Origin of the sequence: Allobosea caraganae (assembly GCF_003351345.1) — a bacterium.
In the GTDB taxonomy this organism is placed as follows: Bacteria; Pseudomonadota; Alphaproteobacteria; order Rhizobiales; family Beijerinckiaceae; genus Allobosea; species Allobosea caraganae.
Genome location: NZ_QQTO01000019.1, coordinates 415206 through 433621 on the forward strand (window position 1 = coordinate 415206; position 18416 = coordinate 433621).

Below are 18416 nucleotides of genomic sequence, written 5' to 3' on the forward strand. Positions count from 1 at the left end.
GCGCGGGGGCAATGCACATATTTGCGCCGACGCGGCCTGCGCCCTAAACCTTGATCCGCGCCACCGCCGCAGCCGCGGCCCGCCCTGCCAGCGTCGCACCACCCACCGTCATCGCGCCGCCGCCGGCCGTCGCCTCGCCGGCGAGCCAGATGCGCCCACCGATCGGCTCGGCCAGCTTGTCGCGGGCGCTCTCCTGGCCGGGCAGGCAGACCGAGTAGGAGCCGTGCGAATACGGGTCGGTCCACCAGGCCGGGAAGGTCGCCGCCTTCACCGTCTTGCGGAAATCCTCCCCGATCATTGCCGCCAGCAGGTCGATGGTATGGGCCTGAGCCTCCTGCGCGCCGGCGAGCGAGAGCTTGCGGGCGTAGTCGCCGCCGAAATAGCCGATGATGATGTCCTTGCCGTCCGGGTAGAGGTCGAAATTCATCATCTCCTCCGGTGCGCCGGCTTCGAGATAGCTCGCGCCGGGCGTGATGCCGAAGCGGTCGCCCTCCACCCGGAAGGCAATCTTGGTGAGCGCGCCCATCACCAGGCCGCCCAGCGCGTCGCGGGTGCGCGCCGGCAGCTCGGGCGTGAAGCGGATCGAGCCGGCCTTGAGCACGCCGACCGGCACCGTGACGATGCAGGCGCGCGCCTTCAACGTGCCCGAGCGCGTGGTGATCTCGACGCCCGGCCCATCCCAGCGAATGGCGCTGACCGGCTCGTCGAGCCTGATGTCGAGCCCCTCGCCATGGCGCGAGACGAGGTTGCCGTAGCCCGAGGGCACGATGAGGTCGTCGCCCGACCAGAGGCGCTGGTAGTCGCGCGCCGAGATGCGCCCCGATTCCTCGCCGATCGAGAGCAGCAGGCCGGAGGAGGCGATCGGCGCCATGTCCGGCCCGAGATCGCCGAGCAGCTCCGCCACCGACAGGTCGCGCGTGGTGATGTCGACCGTCTCCAGCCGGCGGTCGATCTGGCCGAAGACGCTGCGGCGGCGCATCCGGTCGGTCTCCGCCATCGGCTTGCCGTTGGCGAAGAGCTGGAAGCCGCCGCCCCAGGGCTCGGTCGGCGTGGCGATGCCGAGATCGGCGGCGATCTTCACCCAGGGGTTCCGCTCGGCCCAGTGGATGTACATCGCGCCGGCGTCGAAGGCGGGGCCGAGCGAGGCGTCGGTGAAGGCGCGGCCGCCGATGCGCTTGCGCGCCTCGAGAATCACGACCTGGCGGCCGACCGCCTTGAGCTCGCGCGCGGCGCTGATGCCGGCCGCGCCGGCGCCGATGACGACGACGTCGAGATCGGCGGCAAAGGCGCGCTCGCGCATGCCGACGAGGTTCGCGGCAAGCGCGCTAGTGCCCATGAGGAAGGTCCGGCGGTCGAGCATTGCTGATCTATCTGCGTGGCGGCGGGCGCATGATGCGCGCCCGCTTGTGCGTTGCAATACGCCATCGGCTTTGCGGCCTGAGAAGGGCGATCACGAGATGGGGAGCGGGCTGTGAGCGGGGAACTGCGCGGAACCTCAACCCTTATCCCGAGAGCCTGACCGATGAAGAAAGCGATGATTTCAAAGTTTCGAGAATCGAACTCAACGGTGCCGTCATCCCGGGCAAGCGCAGCGCAGTCCCGGGATCCATCGTAGAGCGCCGGAGCCCTACGATGGATCCCGGAGCTCCGCTGCGCTCTGTCCGGGATGACGGCGCGTTTGGACCGGATGAGACATCCTAGATATCGCACAAGACATTTCAGCCCTCATCCTGAGGAGCCGCGTTCGCGGCGTCTCGAAGGATGCTCCAGCTCGCGGTGACGTCGCCTTCTGGAACATCCTTCGAGACGCGGACTTCGTCCGCTCCTCAGGATGAGGGCGGATGCTCGAAGAACCTCATATCGGCCCGCGATTGCTGTAAAAATTCTAAGATAACCGAAGAATCCGCGTAGTTTGACATTAGAATATTTCTATAGTTCGAGTCGTTGTGCAGTGCTTGTTGACAGCGTGAAATATCATCAATATCCGATCTGAGCCTTAACTTGAAGTATAGGCACAGTTTACATCAATTATAAATTTCTGGACCGCTTCTGAACTTGGGCGGTCTCTTCGGCTAAGCGGGGTTGGGCGATGAACGAGCATTCCGGCACGCTACGTTACGGCGTAGCGCTTGCAGCCTTGATGGTGGTCCTGGCGGCGGTCCCGGCAGACGCGCAGCAGCGGCGCGCGGCACCCGCCGCTCCGGCCGCCTCGGCCAGCGGCGCGGACGCTTCGGTGGTCCTCGACCCGATCACCGTGCAGGGTCAGGGGGAAGCGGGCACGCCGCTTCTGGCCGGTCCGACCACGACGCGGACGACCCGCGAGGAACTGGATCGGGAGCAGATCCAGAGCCTGACGGATCTCTCCAATCGGGTCGAGGCCGGCATCTCGTTCAACCGCCAGACCAACTCGCTCAACATCCGCGGCCTCGACGGCGCCCGTGTGCTGACGACGATCGACGGCATCCGCCAGCCCTTCCTGATCGACACGCGCATCGCGCGCGGCGCCCAGAATGCCTTCGATTTCGATTCGCTTTCGACGCTCGACCTGCTGCGCGGTGGCAGTGGCGCCAGCACGCTGGGCGGCGGGGCGCTGGGCGGCGCGCTCGCCGTGCGCACGCTCGATCCGGAGGATCTGATCCGCAACGGCCGCAACTACGGTGCGCTCGCCAAGACCGGTTATGACAGCACGGACCGGGCCTGGTTCGGCAGCGCCGCCGCCGCCGCCCGCATGGGCAACACCTCCGTCCTGCTGCAGGGCGGCTTCCGCGACGGGCACGAAATCGACAACAAGGGCTCGAACAAGAGCATCGGCGCGACGCGCACCGCACCGAACCCGAGCGATTTCAACCAGTACAACTTCCTCGCCAAGCTCTACCAGCAGGTCGGCGAGGCGCATCGCTTCGGCATCACCGCCGAGTTCTTCAAGCGCCAGGACCGCACCCAGGTCCGGAACAACACGGTCTCGCTGACCGGCAATTTCCGTCCGGGCGCCTACCAGAGCGGCGAAGATGTCGAGCGCAACCGTGTCTCGCTGACCTATGACTACAAGCAGCCCGGCAGCTTCATCGACGAGGCGCATGCGACGCTCTACTGGCAGCGGCTGAAGCGCGACGACCTCACCAATGCGTGGCGCTTCACCAGCATCGTCGGTCCCTATACCCGCGACAATTCCAACGAAGAGAATGCCTACGGCTTCAACGGCTATCTGCTGAAGAACTTCCAGACCGGCATGCTGTCGCATCGCCTCATGCTTGGCACCGAGCTGCGCACCACGTCGCTGGAGCAGTACTCATCCGGTATCGACAACTGCCCGGCGCGTCCGGCGTCGGGTGGGTTCACGGGCGCGTTCGCCACCTGCAACAACCTTTTCACCAACCAGGCCGACCAGCCGACGATCGACGGAAAGCTCGTTGGCCTTTACGCGCATGACGAGATCGGCCTCCTCGACAACCGCCTGCGCATCACGCCCGGCGTGCGCTTCGACTGGTACGAGGAAGAGCCACAGCAGACGCCGGCCTACTCGCTCGGCGGCTCGCGACCGGTCGGTTTGCCGCCGTCGTCGAGCGACACGGGCTGGTCGCCGCGGGTCCGGCTCGAATACGATATCCTGAAGAACGCGCCCGTGGTGAAGGACGTCACACTCTTCGCGCAATGGGCCAAGACCTTCCGGGCGCCGACGGCGGACGAACTCTACGGCCGCTTCGGCGGACCCTCCACCTATCTGCGCACCGGCAATCCGTATCTGCGCCCTGAAGTCGGCAACGGCATCGATGTGGGCTTGCGCTTCGGCGACAAGCAACTCGGCGGCTCGATCACCTATTTCCACACCAACTACCGCAACTTCATCGAGACCTACCAGGTTCAGGCCCCGGGCGTCGGTGGGCTGTATCCGCAAGGGGGCATCACCGGCTATCAGAACATCAATCGCGCGGAGATCCAGGGCGTCGAAATCAACGGTCAATATGCCTTCGCAACGAATTGGCTGGCGCGCGGCTCCTTCGCCTATACCCGCGGACAGAACAAGGACAACGACACCTTCCTGAACTCGATCCCGCCGGTTCAGGGCATCGTCGCGATCGCTTACGCCACCAATGTCTGGGGGGCCGAGGTTTCGACCAAGCTGGCGGCGTCGCGCGACGACGTCTCGACTGTTGCAGCGGGCACCGGCTTCAAGGCGCCAGGCTATGCGATCTTCAACGCTTCGGCGTGGTGGAGGCCGCTGCCGCAGGTCGCGGATCTCGAGTTCCAAGTCGGCGTCTACAACATCTTCGACCGCAAGTACTTCGATGCCGTCAACGTCCCGCTCGCGCGTCCCCAGGGCCGCGACTACTACAGCGAGCCCGGCCGGACCGTGAAGGCGACGATGAAGTATCAGTTCTGAGGAAGTCCCAGTTCCAAGAGAGAGTTCGAGACCCTCTCGTCAGGCCGGCGTTCGCGCCGGCCTTTTTTATTGGCGCGGCGCGGCCGCATGACCCTTCTCCCGCAGGGGGAGAAGGGAAGAGCGCGTTGCGCCTATTCCCGCCGGACCCTTGGCCCCTCGGCCAGCGACTTGAACACGCCGCGCAGGGTGCGGGCCTCCTGCTCGGTCATCTCCAGCCGGTGCAGGATGTCGCGCAGGTTCGCGGTCATCACCGGCTTCTTGCCGGCCGGGAAGAAGCCGCAGCGGTCGAGCTCGGCTTCGAGATAATCGAACATCGAGAGCACGGTGGCACGGCTCGCCGGCGGGGACGAGTTGTTCTCGCGGAAGGGCGGCTCGCCGCCCGTCGCCTTGAACCATTCATAGCCGGTCAGCAGCACGGCCTGGGCCAGGTTGAGCGAGGCGAAGGTGGGGTTGACCGGGAAGGTCAGGATCGCGTCGGCGAACGAGATCTCCTCGTTGGTCAGGCCGATGCGCTCGCGCCCGAACAGGATGCCGACGCGCTCGCCGCCGGAGACGCGCTCCGCGAGCGGGGGCATCACCTCCGCCGGCGTGACGACGCGCTTCATCTGGCCGCGCTCGCGCGCGGTGGTGGCGAGCACGTAGTTGAGATCGGCGATGGCTGCGGCCGCATCCGGGAAGAGCCGGGCGTTGTCGAGGATATGGGTCGCGCCCGAGGCTGCGGAGGTCGCACCCTTCTTCAGGCCGCCGCCGGTCGGCCAGCCGTCGCGCGGGGCGACGAGGCGCATCTCGGAGAGGCCGAAATTCGCCATGGCCCGGGCGCACATGCCGATGTTCTCGGCGAGCTGCGGTTCGACCAGGATGATGACGGGGGCTGCGGCCTCGGAGGGCGGGCGGGTGCGGTCGGTGCCGGAGCCGGGCATGGGATTTCTACGCTTGTGAACAGGATCGGACTCTTACGAGCCCGATCCTATCAGGTGTTGGCAAGAACCGCTTCAGGCGCTGCGGCGCAGGCCGAAGTCAAGCCTGGCGTTCGGAGCAACGTCGCTCATGCGCTTGACCGGGGCAGCTTCGTCCTTGATCCGGAAGCTGGAGACCAGCCCGTTCAGGCGTTGGATCTGGCCGGTCAGCGAGCTGGCTGAGGCGGCGCTTTCCTCGGCCAAAGCGGCGTTCTGCTGGGTCATCTCGTCCATATGGGCGACGGTCTGGCTCATCTCGTCGATGCCGTTGGCCTGCTCGGAGGAGGCGGCCGAGATGTCCGAGACGGTGGCCGAGACCTTCTTCGAGGCCTCGACGATCTTGCCGAGCGCCTCGCCGGCCGAGCGGACGAGGCTGACGCCCTGCTCGACCTCGGCGCCGGATTCGCTGATCAGCGCCGTGATGTCCTTGGCAGCGTCGGAGGAGCGCTGGGCCAGGGTCCGGACCTCGGAGGCGACGACCGCGAAGCCCTTGCCGGCATCGCCGGCGCGGGCTGCTTCCACGGCGGCGTTGAGGGCGAGCAGGTTGGTCTGGAAGGCGATCTCGTCGATCACCGAGGTGATGTCGGAGATCTTGCGCGAGGCGGTCTCGATCCGCGACATCGCCTCGACCGCCTGATGGACGATCGCGCCGCCCTTCTCGGCGACCTGCATCGCCTCCTCGGCAAGCTGGACGGCCTGCCGCGAGGACTGGGCCGAGGCCTTCACGGACGCGGCCAGCTCCTCGGTGGTTGCGGCGGTCTCCTCGAGCGAGGAGGCCTGCTCCTCGGTGCGCTTGGAGAGGTCGTCGGCGCCCATGTTGATCTCGCGGGCGGCGTTGGCGACGTCGACCGAGGTGGTCTGGATCGTCGCCACGGTTTCCGAGAGGCGGTTGACGGCGCGGTTGAAGTCGTCGCGGAGCTTCTGGTAGTCGGCCGCGACCTGGGCGTCGATGCGATAGGTCAGATCGCCCTGCGCGAGCAGGTCGAGCCCCGAGGCGAGCAGGCCGACGACGTGCTGCTGCTCCCTGGCGAGCGCGGCCCGCTCGGCCTCGACGCGCTGGCGCTCAGTCTCGTTGCGGCCGCGCTCGGCCTCGGCCAGGCGGTTCTGTTCGGCCGATTGCGCTTCGAGCCGGCGCATCTCCAGCCCGTTCTCCTTGAAGATCGATACGGCCTTGGCCATTTCGCCGACCTCGTCGCGGCGGGTTTGACCGGCGATCTCGGCGTCGAAATCGCCCTTGGCGAGCAGGCCCATCGTCTCCTTCAAGCGCGCGAGCGGCCCGGTGATGCTCCTGGCGGACATCCACATCGCGCCACCGAGGCCGACCAGCAGGCCGAGCACGCTGCAACTGATGACGATCATGACGATCTTGTCCGTCGAGGCGCTCAGGGCGTTGCTCGTCGTCTCCGTATCCTTGGTCAGGGTGTTGTTGAGCTCGGTGATGTTGCGGATCACGTTGCGGAGCTTGCCGTCGACCTCGTCCATCACGGCCAGCGCCTTGTCGTTCTGGTCGCGCCGGCCGAAGTCGAGCGCCTGGTTGACGCCGCTCCTGATCTCGCCGACCTGCCGGATCAAGGCGTCGTATTCGCCGCTCATGGTCGGCAGGTAGGACTGGCCCTCCTTCAGCAGTTCGAGCGATTGCGAATAGGCGCGCTCGCCCTGGGTCTCGGCATCCTTGGTGCCCTGCGAGTTGGCCGGGTAGGCGATGATCTTGTAGGCTTGGGCCAGGATGTCGTTGGCGGCGCGCGACGCCCGCGCGGTCGCGAAGATGGCCTTGCTGCGGGCGTTGATCAGGTCGGAATAGGTCTCGTCGACCTGATGCAACTGGATGCTGGTGAGGATGGTCGCGGCGAGCCCTATGAGCCCGACGAAGAGCATCGCCCCTGCGATCTTGATGCTGATGCGGATGTTGTTGAGGTTCATGGTCGCGACCGCCCGGATAGGGGAATTGGAACGTCGCGACAGTCGGCTTTCAGATTTAATAAACTATAAAATGCCTTTGAAATCGTAGAATATTTGCCATTCCGTAGCGAAATATCCTCATTTCGCGCACGTGCAGATTGCGCGCGAAATGAGCCGATTCAGATTGCGATACGTAGAGCCGTGCGCGGCACAACGTCATGCGCGCTTATAGCTTGGTGTGAATACGCAGAATCCGCTCCGCGTCATCCCGGACAAGCGGCGAAGCCGCGCCGCTCCGGGATCCATCGTAGAGCTCCAGCCCTATGATGGATCCCGGAGCTCCGCTTCGCTCCGTCCGGGATGACGCCGCGTGTTTCCGGCAAGTCACAGCCCGCTCCGGACAGGCTCGTTCAGCCTGCCTTCTGCTCGACCGCGCGCAGCACGCGCAGCGTATTGCCGCCGGCGAGCTTCTCCAGATTCTCCTCCGACCAGCCGCGGCGGATCAGCTCGGCGATCAGGCCCGGGAAGGTCGAGGTGTCCTCCAGCCCCTCGGGCACCGCGCCGCCGAAGAAGTCCGAGCCGATGCCGATATGGTCGTGGCCGATGCGCCTGGCGAGATAGTCGAGATGGTCGCAGAACTGCGCCAGCGTCGCCTTCGGGCGCGGGCCGGCTTTGGCAGCGATGTCGGCCTCGGCCTTCTTATAGTCCATGCCATCCGGCGTCTTGCCGTACTGGTCCTTGGCCGGGCGGTGCCAGTCGCGCGAGGCTTGGCTGATGAAGTCCGGCACGAAGGTCGCCATCACGACACCACCCGCAGCCGCGACCCGGTCGAGCACGTCGTCGGGGACATTGCGGGGATGGTCGCAGAGCGAGAACGCGTTGGAATGCGACCAGACGACCGGGGCGCTGCTGACGTCGAGCACGTCATGCATGACCTTGTGCGAGACATGGGCGAGGTCGACGACCATGCCGAGCTTGTTCATGCGGCGGATCACGTCTTTGCCGAAGGCGGTCAGGCCATTGTGCCTGGGCGCATCGGTGGCTGAGTCGCACCAGTCATGGGTGCCGTTATGGCAAAGCGTCATCAGCCGTACGCCGAGCCCGTAATAGGCGTCGAGCGCGTCGAGCTCGTTATCGATGGCCGAGCCGTTCTCGATCGTCATGAACAGCGCGATCCGGCCTTCGGCCTTGGCGGCCTCGACATCATCGGCCGAGAGGCCGGGCCGGAAGACACTCGCGTGACGGCTGAGGATGTCGCGCATCAGCGCGATCTGCGCGAGCGCGAAGCCCGCGGGCTTCGGGTGGTTCGGCGGCACGTAGGCCGCGAAGAACTGGCCGGCGAGCTTGCCGGCCTGCATGCGCGGGATGTCGGTGTCGGTCTCGGCATGGACGTTGCCGAGTTCGTAGGCGGCGACATCGCCCTTGGCCGTGCGGCTCAGCCGGATGACGTAGGGCAGGTCGTTATGGCCGTCGATCATCGGCGCGCGCTCGAGCAAGGCGAGCGCGGCGGCGTAGGCATTGTCCTGGATCGGGGGAGCGGCGAGGGCCATGGCGCACCTTAGTCGGGGAATCGAAAGGGCAGGGATCGTGGCAGGGGATCGGCCGCGAGGCGAGGGGGCGTGGCGCATGACCGGGGCGCAGCGTTGCGCGTGGTGTCATCCCGTGCGCGCCGCGGCGCGAAGTGCTGCTGCGCAGACACGGGACCGCGTGACGAGAAGGGCGCCCTATCCTGAAGACGGTCCCGCATCTGCGCAGCAGCATTGCATGCTGCAGCGCGTGCGGGATGACCCTCACCCGAACCGCGCCGGCGAGAACGGCGTCGGATCGACGAAGACCTTCTCGTTCGTCACCATCTCCGCCACCATGCGCCCGGTGACGGCAGCCAGCGTCAGGCCGTGATGGGCGTGGCCGAAGGAGAACCAGAGGTTCCGGTGCTTCGGGGCCGGGCCGATGATCGGCATCATGTCGGGCGTGCAGGGGCGGTTGCCGAGCCAGGGCTCGGGATCGAGCCGCTCACCGAGCGGGAAGAACTGCTTGGCGATGGGCTCGGCGCGCGCCAGCTGGACCGGCGTCTTCGGCGCGCCGCGCAATGCGAACTCGGCACCGGTGGTCAGGCGGATGCCCTTCAGCATCGGCGCCAGGAAATAGCCGCGCTCGGTGTCGAGCACCGGGTGGTTGAGCACGGCGTTGCCGAGCGGCTTGTAGTGCATGTGGTAGCCGCGCTTGACCGCGAGCGGCAGGTTGTAGCCGAGCTGGCTGGTCAGCACGTCGGCCCAGGGGCCGAGCGCGACCACGGCGTCATGCGCCGTTGCCCGCGTGCCGTCGGCGAGGGTAACCGCCCATTCGTCGCCGTCCTGCTCCAGCGTGGTGGCGTCGCCGGCCCGGAACTCGCCGCCGAGCTTTTCGAACAGCCCGACATAGGCCTTGGACAGGCCGTGCGGATCAATGACCGTGACCGGGTCGGTCCAGTGCAGGCCGCCGATCAGGCTCTGCTCCAGATGAGGCTCCTCGCTGCGCAGGGTGGCGACATCGAGGGCACGGTAGCCCAGGCCGTATTCCTTGTTCCAGCGCGCGGCCTCACCGAGGCGGGCATCCTGCTCGGCTGCGGTGCGGAAGACCTTCATCCACCCCTTGCGGCGCAGGAGATGGGTCGCGCCAGCCTCGGCCGCCAGCGCGTCGTGCTCGGTGACGCAATGCTCGATCAGCGTCGCGTATTTATGGGCGATCGCCTCGTGCTTCGCGGCGCGCGAATGCATCCAGTAGGACCAGAGAAAGGGCGCGAGCTTGGGGATCGCGTTCCAATGATAGGAGGCGTCGATATTGTTGTTGCGGGCGTAGCGCAGCAGCGCGCCGAAATCATGCGGGAAGCCGTAGGGGTAGACCCCTTCGCGCTGGATCAGCCCGGCATTGCCGAAGCTGGTCTCCTCGCCCGGCCCGCGCTTGTCGACCAGCAGCACCGAGCGGCCGGCCTTCTGCAGGTGCAGTGCCACCGAAATCCCGACGATACCCGCGCCGAGAACGATCGTATCGGTCCGCATCACCATGCTCCTGCCAGCCTCGCCCACCCGTAAAAATACCGCTCTGAGCCGCGTTGTCAGCGGCGTGGTGCATTTTTGCGGGCTCTGCGCGAAAGTTTCGCAAGTTTTGCGCCAGCTTAGCCAGGAGCGCGGGGCTGGGGGAGCATAGCGGCAACTCCACGCAATTTTCTGCGCCGCGCAGGGCGGGGCTGTGCCAGCCGCTGGTGACGCAGCAACTCCTATCGGCCAAGGTGACGCAAATTCCGTTCCGATTCAGGCTTTCATGTTCTCGCGTTTCGCCGCTTTCCTCGCCTGGCTCGGCCGCTACGGCACGCAGGGTTTCGCGCTCTCGATCTTCCTGGGGCTTGCCCTGCCGCAATTCTCGGCGGCAGCACGGCCGCTGCTGCCGGTCACGATCTTCTGCTTCACCACCGTTGTCTTCCTGCGCGCCGATTTCGGCGTCATCGCCGGGCTGATCCGCCGGCCGGCCAAGCTTCTCACGGCCTGCCTCTGGCTGATCGCCGCGCCGGCCGTGATCATCGGCGCGACCTTGCTGCTGCTCGGCCGCGCCGGGCTCGATCCCGGCCTCGTGCTCGGCTTGGCGATCCTGTGTGCGGCGCCGCCGATCATGTCCTCGCCGGCGATCGCGATCCTCTACGGCTTCGAGCCGTCGTTGATCATCGCCAGTGCCATCCTGACTACGGTGCTGAGCCCGATCGTCGCGCCTGTGGTCGTCGAACTGGTGGCGGGGGCGGCGGTGCCGCTCGATCGCTGGGTGCTGACCCTGCGCCTGCTGCTCTTCATCGGCGGCGGCATCATGGTGGCGGCGATCATGCGGCGTTGGCTCGGCGGCGAACGCATCCGCGCGATGAAGGCCAATCTCGATGGCTTCGGCGTGCTGATGTACTTCATCTTCGCCATTGCCGCGATGGACGGCGTCACGCGCGCCGCCTTCGAGAGGCCGGGGCAGGTTCTGACTTTCCTGGCCGTCGCCTTCGCGGTCGCCGGCTGCGGCATCGGGCTCGCCTTCCTGCTGCTGCGCAACCTTAAACGACCCGACCGCTTCATGATCGGCTACGGCACCGGCCAGCGGAACATGGGGCTGCTCGTCGCGGCGCTCGGCGCCGGCGTGCCCCCGACCACCTTCCTGTTCTTCGCGCTGGCGCAGTTCCCGATCTACCTGCTGCCCTGGCTGCTGCGCGGCGTCGCGGCGCGGGTCAGGCGCGCGGACATGCCTGCTGACGCGGGCTGACGGCGGGCCCTGCGAGGCTGCATTCGTCAAAGGAGCCGCAGAACCATGATCACGCTCTATTCCGGACCGCTGAGCCTGTTCGCCCGCAAGGTCGAGATCGCGCTGCGCGAGAAGGGGCTCAGTTTCGAGCGCATCATGGTGCCGTTCAACCAGACCACCGGCTACGACCCGAAGCACCCGGAGGTCACGGCGCTGAACCCGAAAGGGCAGGTGCCGGTGCTGACCGATTGCGGCCTCGTGCTCTACGATTCCACCGTGATCATCGACTATCTCGACGAGGCCTATCCGGAGGTGCCGCTCTATCCCGCGTCGCCGGGCGATCGCGCCCGCTGCCGGCTCGACGAGCTCTATGCCGACGAGATCATGTTCAACGCGCTGCGGCCGCTGATGCACCGCACCAGCCCGCCGAGCTCCGACCAGACCAGGCGCATGGCGCAGGAGGCCGACGCGATGATCGCCGAGGCGACGCTCTCGCGCCACTACGCCGTGCTCGACGAGCGCCTCGCCGGGCGAGAGTTCTTCTCGCAGAACCTCTCCGTCGCCGATATCGCGCTGTTCATGGACGTGCTGTTCTCGCTGCGGCTGGGCGGGCCGTCGCTTACCGGCTTCGACGGGCTTGCCGCCTGGTTCGCGCGGCTGTCGCAGCGCCCGGCCTTCGCGCTCGCCGCGGCCGAGATTGCGGAAGCGGATCGGCGCCTGTCCTTTCCGGTCAAACGAGCCTTGAAAACCGCCTGAACGCAATTGCGGTGACAGCTCGCGGCGGGTAAACCGCTCGCCATGACCGCCCCGATCCGCATCGCCCCCTCGATCCTCTCGGCCGATTTCGCCAAGCTCGGCGAAGAGGTGCGTGCCATCGACGCCGCCGGCGCCGACTGGATTCATTGCGACGTGATGGACGGGCATTTCGTGCCCAATATCAGCTTCGGCCCGGACGTGCTGAAGGCGATCCGCCCGCATACGGCGAAGTTCTTCGACGTGCACCTGATGATCGCGCCGGTCGACCCCTATGTCGAAGCCTTCGCCAAGGCGGGCGCCGACCTGATCTCGTTTCATGTCGAGGCCGGCGCGCATTCGCACCGCACGGTGCAGGCCATCAAGGCGCAGGGCAAGCAGGCCGGCATCGTGCTAAACCCCGGCACGCCGGAGAGCGCGATCGAGCCGCTGCTCGGCGATCTCGACCTGATCCTGCTGATGAGCGTCAATCCCGGCTTCGGCGGCCAGAGCTTCATCTGCTCGGTGGTCGAGAAGATCGCGCGCGTCCGAGCTCTGATCGGCGAGCGGCCGATCGCGCTCGAAGTCGATGGCGGCATCACGCCGGAGACCGCGCCGCTGGCGGTCAAGGCCGGCGCCGACGTGCTCGTCGCCGGTTCGGCCGCCTTCAAGGGCGGGCCTGCGAACTACGCCGCCAATATTGCCGCGATCCGCAAGGCGGCCGAGACCGCCCGCGGCGAGTGGGTGTGAGAGAGGTCGACTTGGCATTGTCGTCATGGTCGGGCTTGTCCCGACCATCCACGTCTTGCCCGGTTTGGCCTTCATCGACGGTTCAAGACGTGGATGCCCGGCACAAGGCCGTGCATGACGGTAGTGCAATAAGGCGAGGCCAAGAATGATCCCGCGCTATTCCCGCCCCGAGATGGTCGCCATCTGGGAGCCGCAGACCCGCTTCCAGATCTGGTTCGAGATCGAGGCCCATGCCACCGACAAGCTGGCCGAGCTCGGCGTCGTGCCGAAGGAGGCGGCTGCGACGATCTGGGCCAAGGCCAAGGACGCGACCTTCGACGTCGCCCGCATCGACGAGATCGAGCGCGTCACCAAGCATGACGTCATCGCCTTCCTGACCCATCTCGCCGAGATCGTCGGGCCGGAGGCGCGCTTCGTCCACCAGGGCATGACCTCGTCGGACGTGCTCGACACCACGCTCGCGGTGCAGCTCGCGCGTGCCACCGACATCCTGATCGCCGATGTCGATGCGCTGCTCGCAGCGATCAAGCGCCGGGCCTTCGAGCACAAGTTCACGCCCACGATCGGCCGCTCGCACGGCATCCATGCCGAGCCGGTGACCTTCGGGCTCAAGCTGGCGCAGGCCTATGCCGAGTTCGATCGCTGCCGTGCCAGGCTCGTCGCGGCGCGGGCCGAGATCGCGACCTGCGCCATCTCCGGCGCGGTCGGCACCTTCGCCAATATCAATCCGCTGGTGGAGGAGCATGTCGCGGAGATGATGGGCCTGACCGTTGAGCCGGTCTCGACCCAGGTCATCCCGCGCGACCGCCATGCGATGTATTTCGCCACGCTCGGCGTCGTCGCCTCCTGCATCGAGCGGCTCGCGACCGAGATCCGCCATCTCCAGCGCACGGAGGTCTATGAGGCGGAGGAGTTCTTCTCGCCGGGCCAGAAGGGCTCCTCGGCGATGCCGCACAAGCGCAACCCGGTTCTGACCGAGAACCTGACCGGGCTCGCCCGCCTCGTGCGCGGCATGGTCACGCCGGCCTTGGAGAACGTGGCGCTCTGGCACGAGCGCGACATCTCGCACTCCTCGGTCGAGCGCATGATCGGCCCCGACGCGACCGTGACGCTCGACTTCGCGCTGGCGCGGCTGACCGGCGTCGTCGACAAGCTGCTGATCTACCCGCAGAACATGCGCAAGAACCTCGACAAGCTCGGCGGCCTGCACAATTCGCAGCGCGTGCTGCTGGCCCTGACCCAGGCCGGCGCCAGCCGCGAGGAGAGCTATTCGATGGTCCAGCGCAACGCGATGCGCACCTGGGAGCACGGCGAGGACTTCCTCACCAACCTCAAGGCCGACAAGGACGTGACGGCGCGGCTCTCGGTGGCCGAGCTCGAGGCGATGTTCGACGAGGGCTATCACTTCAAGCACGTCGACACGATCTTCGCGCGGGTGTTCGGGGAGCAGTAAGCAGGCCCCGCGGAAAGGCGCTTAACGTATGAAATCCTCCGACGCCGACATCTTCATCATCCCCGGCTGGTCCGGCTCCGGGCCCGACCATTGGCAGAGCCGCTGGGAGGCCAAGCTCACCACCGCGCGGCGGATCGAGCAGGATGACTGGTACAAGCCGGCGCGCGACGCCTGGGCCAACCGCATCGTGGCGGCCGTGCGCGCGGCGACGCGGCCGGTCGTGCTCGTCGCGCATTCGGCCGGCGTCAGCGCGGTGGCGCATGCGGCCGAACATCTCAAGCCCGGCGAGGTCGCTGGCGCCTTCCTCGTCGCGCCGGCCTCGGAGCGGGCCAAGGGCGCCATTCCCGGCATGACGCCTGACTTCATCCCGCATCGGCGCGAGACGCTGCCGTTCCCCTCCGTGCTGATCTCCAGCACAACCGATCCCTATTGCACGCAGGACGAGGCGAAGGCGCTGGCCGAGGCCTGGGGCGCCGAGTTCGTCGACGCCGGCGATAACGGCCATCTCAACACCGAATCCGGCCACGGGCCCTGGCCGGACGGCCTGCTGCGCTTCGCCGGCTTCTTGCGGCAGTTGAAAGCGACCTGACGGAATCTAGGCATTTAAGTCGCTTTTCCGTATTGATTGTCTGCAATGTTGCGCTCGGCCATTCCGCTCGGAGTCCGACCATGCTGACACGTCGCCTGTTCTGCGGCTGCCTGCCGCTTGCCGCCAGTTTCCTCTCGTCCGAATGCCTGGCTCAGGCGCCGGCCTCGACCTGCGAGGTGTTCACGCCGGAGCGGCAGCAGGCCAAGACGCCCGAACTCGCCCTGGCGCGGCTGCGCGAGGGCCATGCGCGCTTTCTCGCCGGCAAGACGATCAATTGCGACCTGATGGCCCAGATCAGGGGCACGGCCGCCGGCCAGGCGCCGTTCGCGGCGATCATCGGCTGCATCGACTCGCGCGTGCCGGTCGAGCTCGTCTTCGACCAGCGCATCGGCGACGTCTTCGTCGCGCGCATTGCCGGCAACTTCGTCAATACCGACATCATCGGCAGCATGGAGTTCGCGACCAAGGTCTCGGGCGCGAAGCTGATCGTGGTGCTCGGCCACAGCGAGTGCGGCGCGATCAAGGGCGCGATCGACAACGTGCGGCTCGGCAACCTCACGGCGACGCTGGCGAACATCGCTCCGGCTGTGCTGGCCACGACCGGCATCGAGGGACCGCATTCGTCGAAGAACGCCAAGTTCGTGCAGGCCGTCGCCGAGACGAATGCCCGGTTCGCCGTACAGGAGTTGACGGCGCGCAGCCCGATCCTGACCGAGATGGTCGAGAAGAAGGAACTCAGCATCGTCTCGGCGATGCACGACGTTGCGACCGGGCGGATCACCTTCGCAGCGTGAGCCCATGCCGGATGCCCAAAGAAAAACCCGCCCCGGATCGCTCCGGGGCGGGTTTCTCATGTCAGCAATCAGCTAGCCGAGATCAATTCTCGACATAGGTGATCTTGCCGTCCGCGCCCTTCTTCCAGGTGTAGACGGTGTAGTCCGGACGGGTGATGTCGCCCTTCTTGTCGAAGGAGATGTCGCCGATCACGGTCTTGACCGGCTGGCCGCCATGCAGCGCGTCGGCGATCTTCTTGGGATCGACGGAGTTCGCGCGCTTGGCGCCTTCGGCCATGATCTGGACGGCGGCGTAGCTGTAGAGGGTGTAGGCTTCCGGCTTGAACTTGCGGGCCTCGAACTTCTTGAGGACGGCAGCCGCTTCCGGACGCTTCTGCGGGTCCGGCGGGAAGGTCATCAGCGTGCCTTCGACGCCGGGGCCGCCGATCGTGGCGAACTCGTCGGTGGTGATGCCGTCGCCCGAGACGAGCACGGTCTTCAGGCCCTGGTCGCGCATCTGGCGCACGATCAGGCCGCCTTCGGTGTGCAGGCCGCCCCAGTAGAGATAGTCGGCACCGGTCGACTTCAGCTTGGAGACGAGCGCCGAGAAGTCCTTCTCGCCGGCGTTGACGCCTTCATAGAGCACTTCCTTGACGCCGCCGGCATTGAGACCCTTCTTGGTCTCGTCGGCGAGGCCCTGGCCGTAGGTGGTCTTGTCGTGGACGACCGCGATCTTCTTGTCCTTGAAGTTCTTGATCAGGTAGGCCGAGGCGACGCTGCCCTGCTGGTCGTCACGGCCGCAGGTGCGGAAGGTGTTCCACAGGCCGCGCTCGGTGATCTTCGGGTTGGTGGCCGAAGGGCTGATCATCAGGATGCCGTTCTCGGCATAGACTTCCGAGGCCGGCATGGTGACGCCGGAGTTGAAGTGGCCGAGCACCCACTTGACGCCGTCGCCGACGAACTTGTTGGCGACTGAGACGCCCTGCTTCGGATCGGAGACGTCGTCGCCGATCGAGATGGTGATCTTCTGGCCGAGCACGCCGCCGGCCGCGTTGATGTCCTCCACCGCCTGTTCGGCGCCGTTCTTCAGCTGGGCGCCGAAGGCCGCGTTCGGGCCGGTGATCGGACCACCGACGCCGAGCTTGATCTGGGCATTCGCCACGCCGGAGAAGGCGAGGACCGCGCCGAGGGCGATACCGCCCAAGAGCAGCTTCTTCATGAGATGGGACTCCCCTGTATTGTCACTAGGAACGGGCCATAGTTTCGGCCCGTCTCGGCGCGTGGTGCCACCGTGAAAAGCAGTCTTGCGCTTTTTCAACGGTCTGTCACGCGGCAAGCTCGGTGGTGTTTTTCGGTCTTTCGGAGGGGTTGGGCACGCTGATCCACTTGCAGGATTCATGCGCAAAACCGGCCTCAACTTTTCCGCATCCTGCTAGCGCGCCTTCCAGCTGAAGGGGCCGGTGCGCTCGTAGAGCCAGCGATATTGCGTCGTCATCTGGCGGGTGCGGTTGTAGCGCCAGCCGGCGAGGGCGAAGGCCATCAGCACGACGGTGTCGACGAGGTAGAATTGCGGGCTGAGCAGCGTGCCGTGGAAGACGGCGAAGTGGATGAAGCGCAGCACCAGCCCGAGCACCAGCGTATAGACCACCAGCTGGATCACCGGCCGCCAGGTGATGGCGATGGCGCGCCCGGTCATCCAGGCGGCCCAGCCGCCCATCACCATGGTGACGAGCAGGAACAGCCAGACGGTCGGTTCTTCGTAGAGGACGCCCTGCATCGGTCAGGCTCCCAACAGATGTCTGAGAATGGTGAGGCCCGCATCCTTCGAGACGCCATTCCTATCGGAACGGCTCCTCAGGATGAGGGCTGAGAGAGAGGCCGGCCCTCGCTTCAATGCCGCCCGCCTTCGAGATAGGCCGCGCGAACCTGCGGGTCGGCCAGCAGGTTCTTGCCCGTTCCGCTCATGGTGATGACGCCGTTGACCATGACATAGCCGCGATGGGCGAGCTTCAGCGCATGGAAGGCGTTCTGCTCGACCAGGAAGACGGTCAGCCCCTGCGTGCGGTTGAGCTCGCGGATCGCCTCGAAGATCTGCTTGACGATCAGCGGCGCCAGGCCGAGCGAGGGCTCGTCGAGCAGCAGCAGCTTGGGCCGCGCCATCAGCGCGCGCGCGATCGCGACCATCTGCTGCTCGCCGCCCGAGAGCGTGCCGCCGCGCTGCTGCAGCCGCTCGCGGACGCGCGGGAAAAGCTGGCAGATTGTCTCGAGGTCCTCCTCGAAATGGGCGAAATCGCGCACGGCCGCGCCCATCTGCAGGTTCTCGTAGACGGTCATGCGCGGGAAGATGCGCCGCCCTTCCGGCGATTGCGCGATGCCGAGCCGGGCGATCTCGTGGCTCGGCAGCTTGGTGATGTCGCGGCCGTCATAGGCGATGGTGCCTTCGCGCGCCTGGGGAGCGCCGAAGATCGTCATCATCAGGGTCGACTTGCCGGCGCCGTTGGCGCCGATCATCGTGACGATCTCGCCCGGGTTGACGTCGACGTCGACGCCCTTGAGGGCGATGATCTTGCCGTAGAAGGTCTTGACGCCGCGGACGGCGAGGAGCGGGGCGCTCATTGCAGGCCAACCTCCGCTT

At 66.5% G+C, this 18416-nt stretch carries 15 protein-coding genes; 7 read left to right on the plus strand and 8 right to left on the minus strand.

Annotation, left to right across the window (positions count from 1 at the left end):
• Positions 1 to 43: 43 nt before the first annotated feature.
• The gene (locus DWF00_RS10100; protein ID WP_181832478.1) at positions 44 to 1336 is read right to left on the minus strand and encodes a flavin monoamine oxidase family protein; all 1293 of its coding nucleotides are present in this window, start codon (positions 1334 to 1336) and stop codon (positions 44 to 46) included.
• Between the two features lie 753 nt (positions 1337 to 2089).
• On the opposite strand from DWF00_RS10100, the gene DWF00_RS10105 reads away from it, so the two are divergent.
• Positions 2090 to 4381, plus strand: a complete 2292-nt coding sequence (locus DWF00_RS10105) for a TonB-dependent hemoglobin/transferrin/lactoferrin family receptor (protein WP_114827451.1) — start codon at positions 2090 to 2092, stop codon at positions 4379 to 4381.
• A gap of 131 nt (positions 4382 to 4512) precedes the next feature.
• On the opposite strand, the gene DWF00_RS10110 is transcribed toward DWF00_RS10105, so the two are convergent.
• From DWF00_RS10110 to DWF00_RS10125, 4 genes are all read right to left on the minus strand, one after another.
• Positions 4513 to 5301 carry an RNA methyltransferase gene (locus tag DWF00_RS10110; RefSeq protein WP_114827452.1) on the minus strand — a complete coding sequence of 263 codons (789 nt, stop codon included), beginning with the start codon at positions 5299 to 5301 and terminating at the stop codon, positions 4513 to 4515.
• Positions 5302 to 5373: 72 nt separating this feature from the next.
• Complete coding sequence (locus tag DWF00_RS10115; RefSeq protein ID WP_114827453.1) at positions 5374 to 7257, minus strand: methyl-accepting chemotaxis protein; 1884 nt, start codon at positions 7255 to 7257, stop codon at positions 5374 to 5376.
• 389 nt (positions 7258 to 7646) lie between these two features.
• Complete coding sequence (locus DWF00_RS10120; protein ID WP_114827454.1) at positions 7647 to 8786, minus strand: dipeptidase; 1140 nt, start codon at positions 8784 to 8786, stop codon at positions 7647 to 7649.
• 240 nt (positions 8787 to 9026) lie between these two features.
• The gene (locus DWF00_RS10125) at positions 9027 to 10274 is read right to left on the minus strand and encodes an NAD(P)/FAD-dependent oxidoreductase (RefSeq protein ID WP_114827995.1); all 1248 of its coding nucleotides are present in this window, start codon (positions 10272 to 10274) and stop codon (positions 9027 to 9029) included.
• Between the two features lie 262 nt (positions 10275 to 10536).
• On the opposite strand from DWF00_RS10125, the gene DWF00_RS10130 reads away from it, so the two are divergent.
• The 6 genes from DWF00_RS10130 to DWF00_RS10155 all read left to right on the plus strand — a co-directional run bounded on the left by DWF00_RS10130 (position 10537) and on the right by DWF00_RS10155 (position 15802).
• Positions 10537 to 11505 (plus strand): sodium:proton symporter, encoded by a 969-nt coding sequence (locus DWF00_RS10130; RefSeq protein WP_114827455.1) that lies wholly within the window; start codon positions 10537 to 10539, stop codon positions 11503 to 11505.
• Between the two features lie 45 nt (positions 11506 to 11550).
• On the plus strand, positions 11551 to 12240 hold the full coding sequence (locus DWF00_RS10135; protein ID WP_245973824.1) for a glutathione S-transferase family protein: 690 nt from the start codon (positions 11551 to 11553) through the stop codon (positions 12238 to 12240).
• Between the two features lie 42 nt (positions 12241 to 12282).
• Entirely contained in the window at positions 12283 to 12966 is a 684-nt protein-coding gene (rpe, locus tag DWF00_RS10140) for a ribulose-phosphate 3-epimerase (RefSeq protein ID WP_114827456.1), read from the plus strand.
• Positions 12967 to 13111: 145 nt separating this feature from the next.
• Positions 13112 to 14419, plus strand: coding sequence for an adenylosuccinate lyase (gene purB, locus DWF00_RS10145; RefSeq protein WP_114827457.1), 1308 nt, complete (start codon positions 13112 to 13114; stop codon positions 14417 to 14419).
• A 28-nt stretch (positions 14420 to 14447) separates the two neighbouring features.
• The gene (locus DWF00_RS10150; RefSeq protein ID WP_114827458.1) at positions 14448 to 15008 is read left to right on the plus strand and encodes an RBBP9/YdeN family alpha/beta hydrolase; all 561 of its coding nucleotides are present in this window, start codon (positions 14448 to 14450) and stop codon (positions 15006 to 15008) included.
• A gap of 80 nt (positions 15009 to 15088) precedes the next feature.
• The gene (locus tag DWF00_RS10155) at positions 15089 to 15802 is read left to right on the plus strand and encodes a carbonic anhydrase family protein (RefSeq protein ID WP_114827459.1); all 714 of its coding nucleotides are present in this window, start codon (positions 15089 to 15091) and stop codon (positions 15800 to 15802) included.
• A gap of 82 nt (positions 15803 to 15884) precedes the next feature.
• On the opposite strand, the gene DWF00_RS10160 is transcribed toward DWF00_RS10155, so the two are convergent.
• The 3 genes from DWF00_RS10160 to DWF00_RS10170 all read right to left on the minus strand — a co-directional run bounded on the left by DWF00_RS10160 (position 15885) and on the right by DWF00_RS10170 (position 18397).
• Positions 15885 to 17000, minus strand: a complete 1116-nt coding sequence (locus DWF00_RS10160) for a branched-chain amino acid ABC transporter substrate-binding protein (protein ID WP_114827460.1) — start codon at positions 16998 to 17000, stop codon at positions 15885 to 15887.
• Positions 17001 to 17213: 213 nt separating this feature from the next.
• Positions 17214 to 17558 (minus strand): DUF6867 family protein, encoded by a 345-nt coding sequence (locus DWF00_RS10165; RefSeq protein ID WP_114827461.1) that lies wholly within the window; start codon positions 17556 to 17558, stop codon positions 17214 to 17216.
• A gap of 113 nt (positions 17559 to 17671) precedes the next feature.
• Positions 17672 to 18397 carry an ABC transporter ATP-binding protein gene (locus tag DWF00_RS10170; RefSeq protein WP_114827462.1) on the minus strand — a complete coding sequence of 242 codons (726 nt, stop codon included), beginning with the start codon at positions 18395 to 18397 and terminating at the stop codon, positions 17672 to 17674.
• Between the last annotated feature and the right edge of the window lie 19 nt (positions 18398 to 18416).

Excerpts from the sequence above, each read along its gene's own strand:
- DWF00_RS10115 (WP_114827453.1), bottom strand. The coding sequence starts at position 7,257 with ATGAACCTCAACAACATCCGCATCAGCATCAAGATCGCAGGGGCGATG.
- DWF00_RS10135 (WP_245973824.1), top strand. The coding sequence starts at position 11,551 with ATGATCACGCTCTATTCCGGACCGCTGAGCCTGTTCGCCCGCAAGGTC.
- rpe (WP_114827456.1), top strand. The coding sequence starts at position 12,283 with ATGACCGCCCCGATCCGCATCGCCCCCTCGATCCTCTCGGCCGATTTC.
- DWF00_RS10110 (WP_114827452.1), bottom strand. The coding sequence starts at position 5,301 with ATGCCCGGCTCCGGCACCGACCGCACCCGCCCGCCCTCCGAGGCCGCA.
- DWF00_RS10105 (WP_114827451.1), top strand. The coding sequence starts at position 2,090 with ATGAACGAGCATTCCGGCACGCTACGTTACGGCGTAGCGCTTGCAGCC.
- purB (WP_114827457.1), top strand. The coding sequence starts at position 13,112 with ATGATCCCGCGCTATTCCCGCCCCGAGATGGTCGCCATCTGGGAGCCG.
- DWF00_RS10130 (WP_114827455.1), top strand. The coding sequence starts at position 10,537 with ATGTTCTCGCGTTTCGCCGCTTTCCTCGCCTGGCTCGGCCGCTACGGC.
- DWF00_RS10125 (WP_114827995.1), bottom strand. The coding sequence starts at position 10,274 with ATGCGGACCGATACGATCGTTCTCGGCGCGGGTATCGTCGGGATTTCG.
- DWF00_RS10155 (WP_114827459.1), top strand. The coding sequence starts at position 15,089 with ATGCTGACACGTCGCCTGTTCTGCGGCTGCCTGCCGCTTGCCGCCAGT.
- DWF00_RS10165 (WP_114827461.1), bottom strand. The coding sequence starts at position 17,558 with ATGCAGGGCGTCCTCTACGAAGAACCGACCGTCTGGCTGTTCCTGCTC.
- DWF00_RS10150 (WP_114827458.1), top strand. The coding sequence starts at position 14,448 with ATGAAATCCTCCGACGCCGACATCTTCATCATCCCCGGCTGGTCCGGC.
- DWF00_RS10100 (WP_181832478.1), bottom strand. The coding sequence starts at position 1,336 with ATGGGCACTAGCGCGCTTGCCGCGAACCTCGTCGGCATGCGCGAGCGC.
- DWF00_RS10120 (WP_114827454.1), bottom strand. The coding sequence starts at position 8,786 with ATGGCCCTCGCCGCTCCCCCGATCCAGGACAATGCCTACGCCGCCGCG.
- DWF00_RS10170 (WP_114827462.1), bottom strand. The coding sequence starts at position 18,397 with ATGAGCGCCCCGCTCCTCGCCGTCCGCGGCGTCAAGACCTTCTACGGC.
- DWF00_RS10160 (WP_114827460.1), bottom strand. The coding sequence starts at position 17,000 with ATGAAGAAGCTGCTCTTGGGCGGTATCGCCCTCGGCGCGGTCCTCGCC.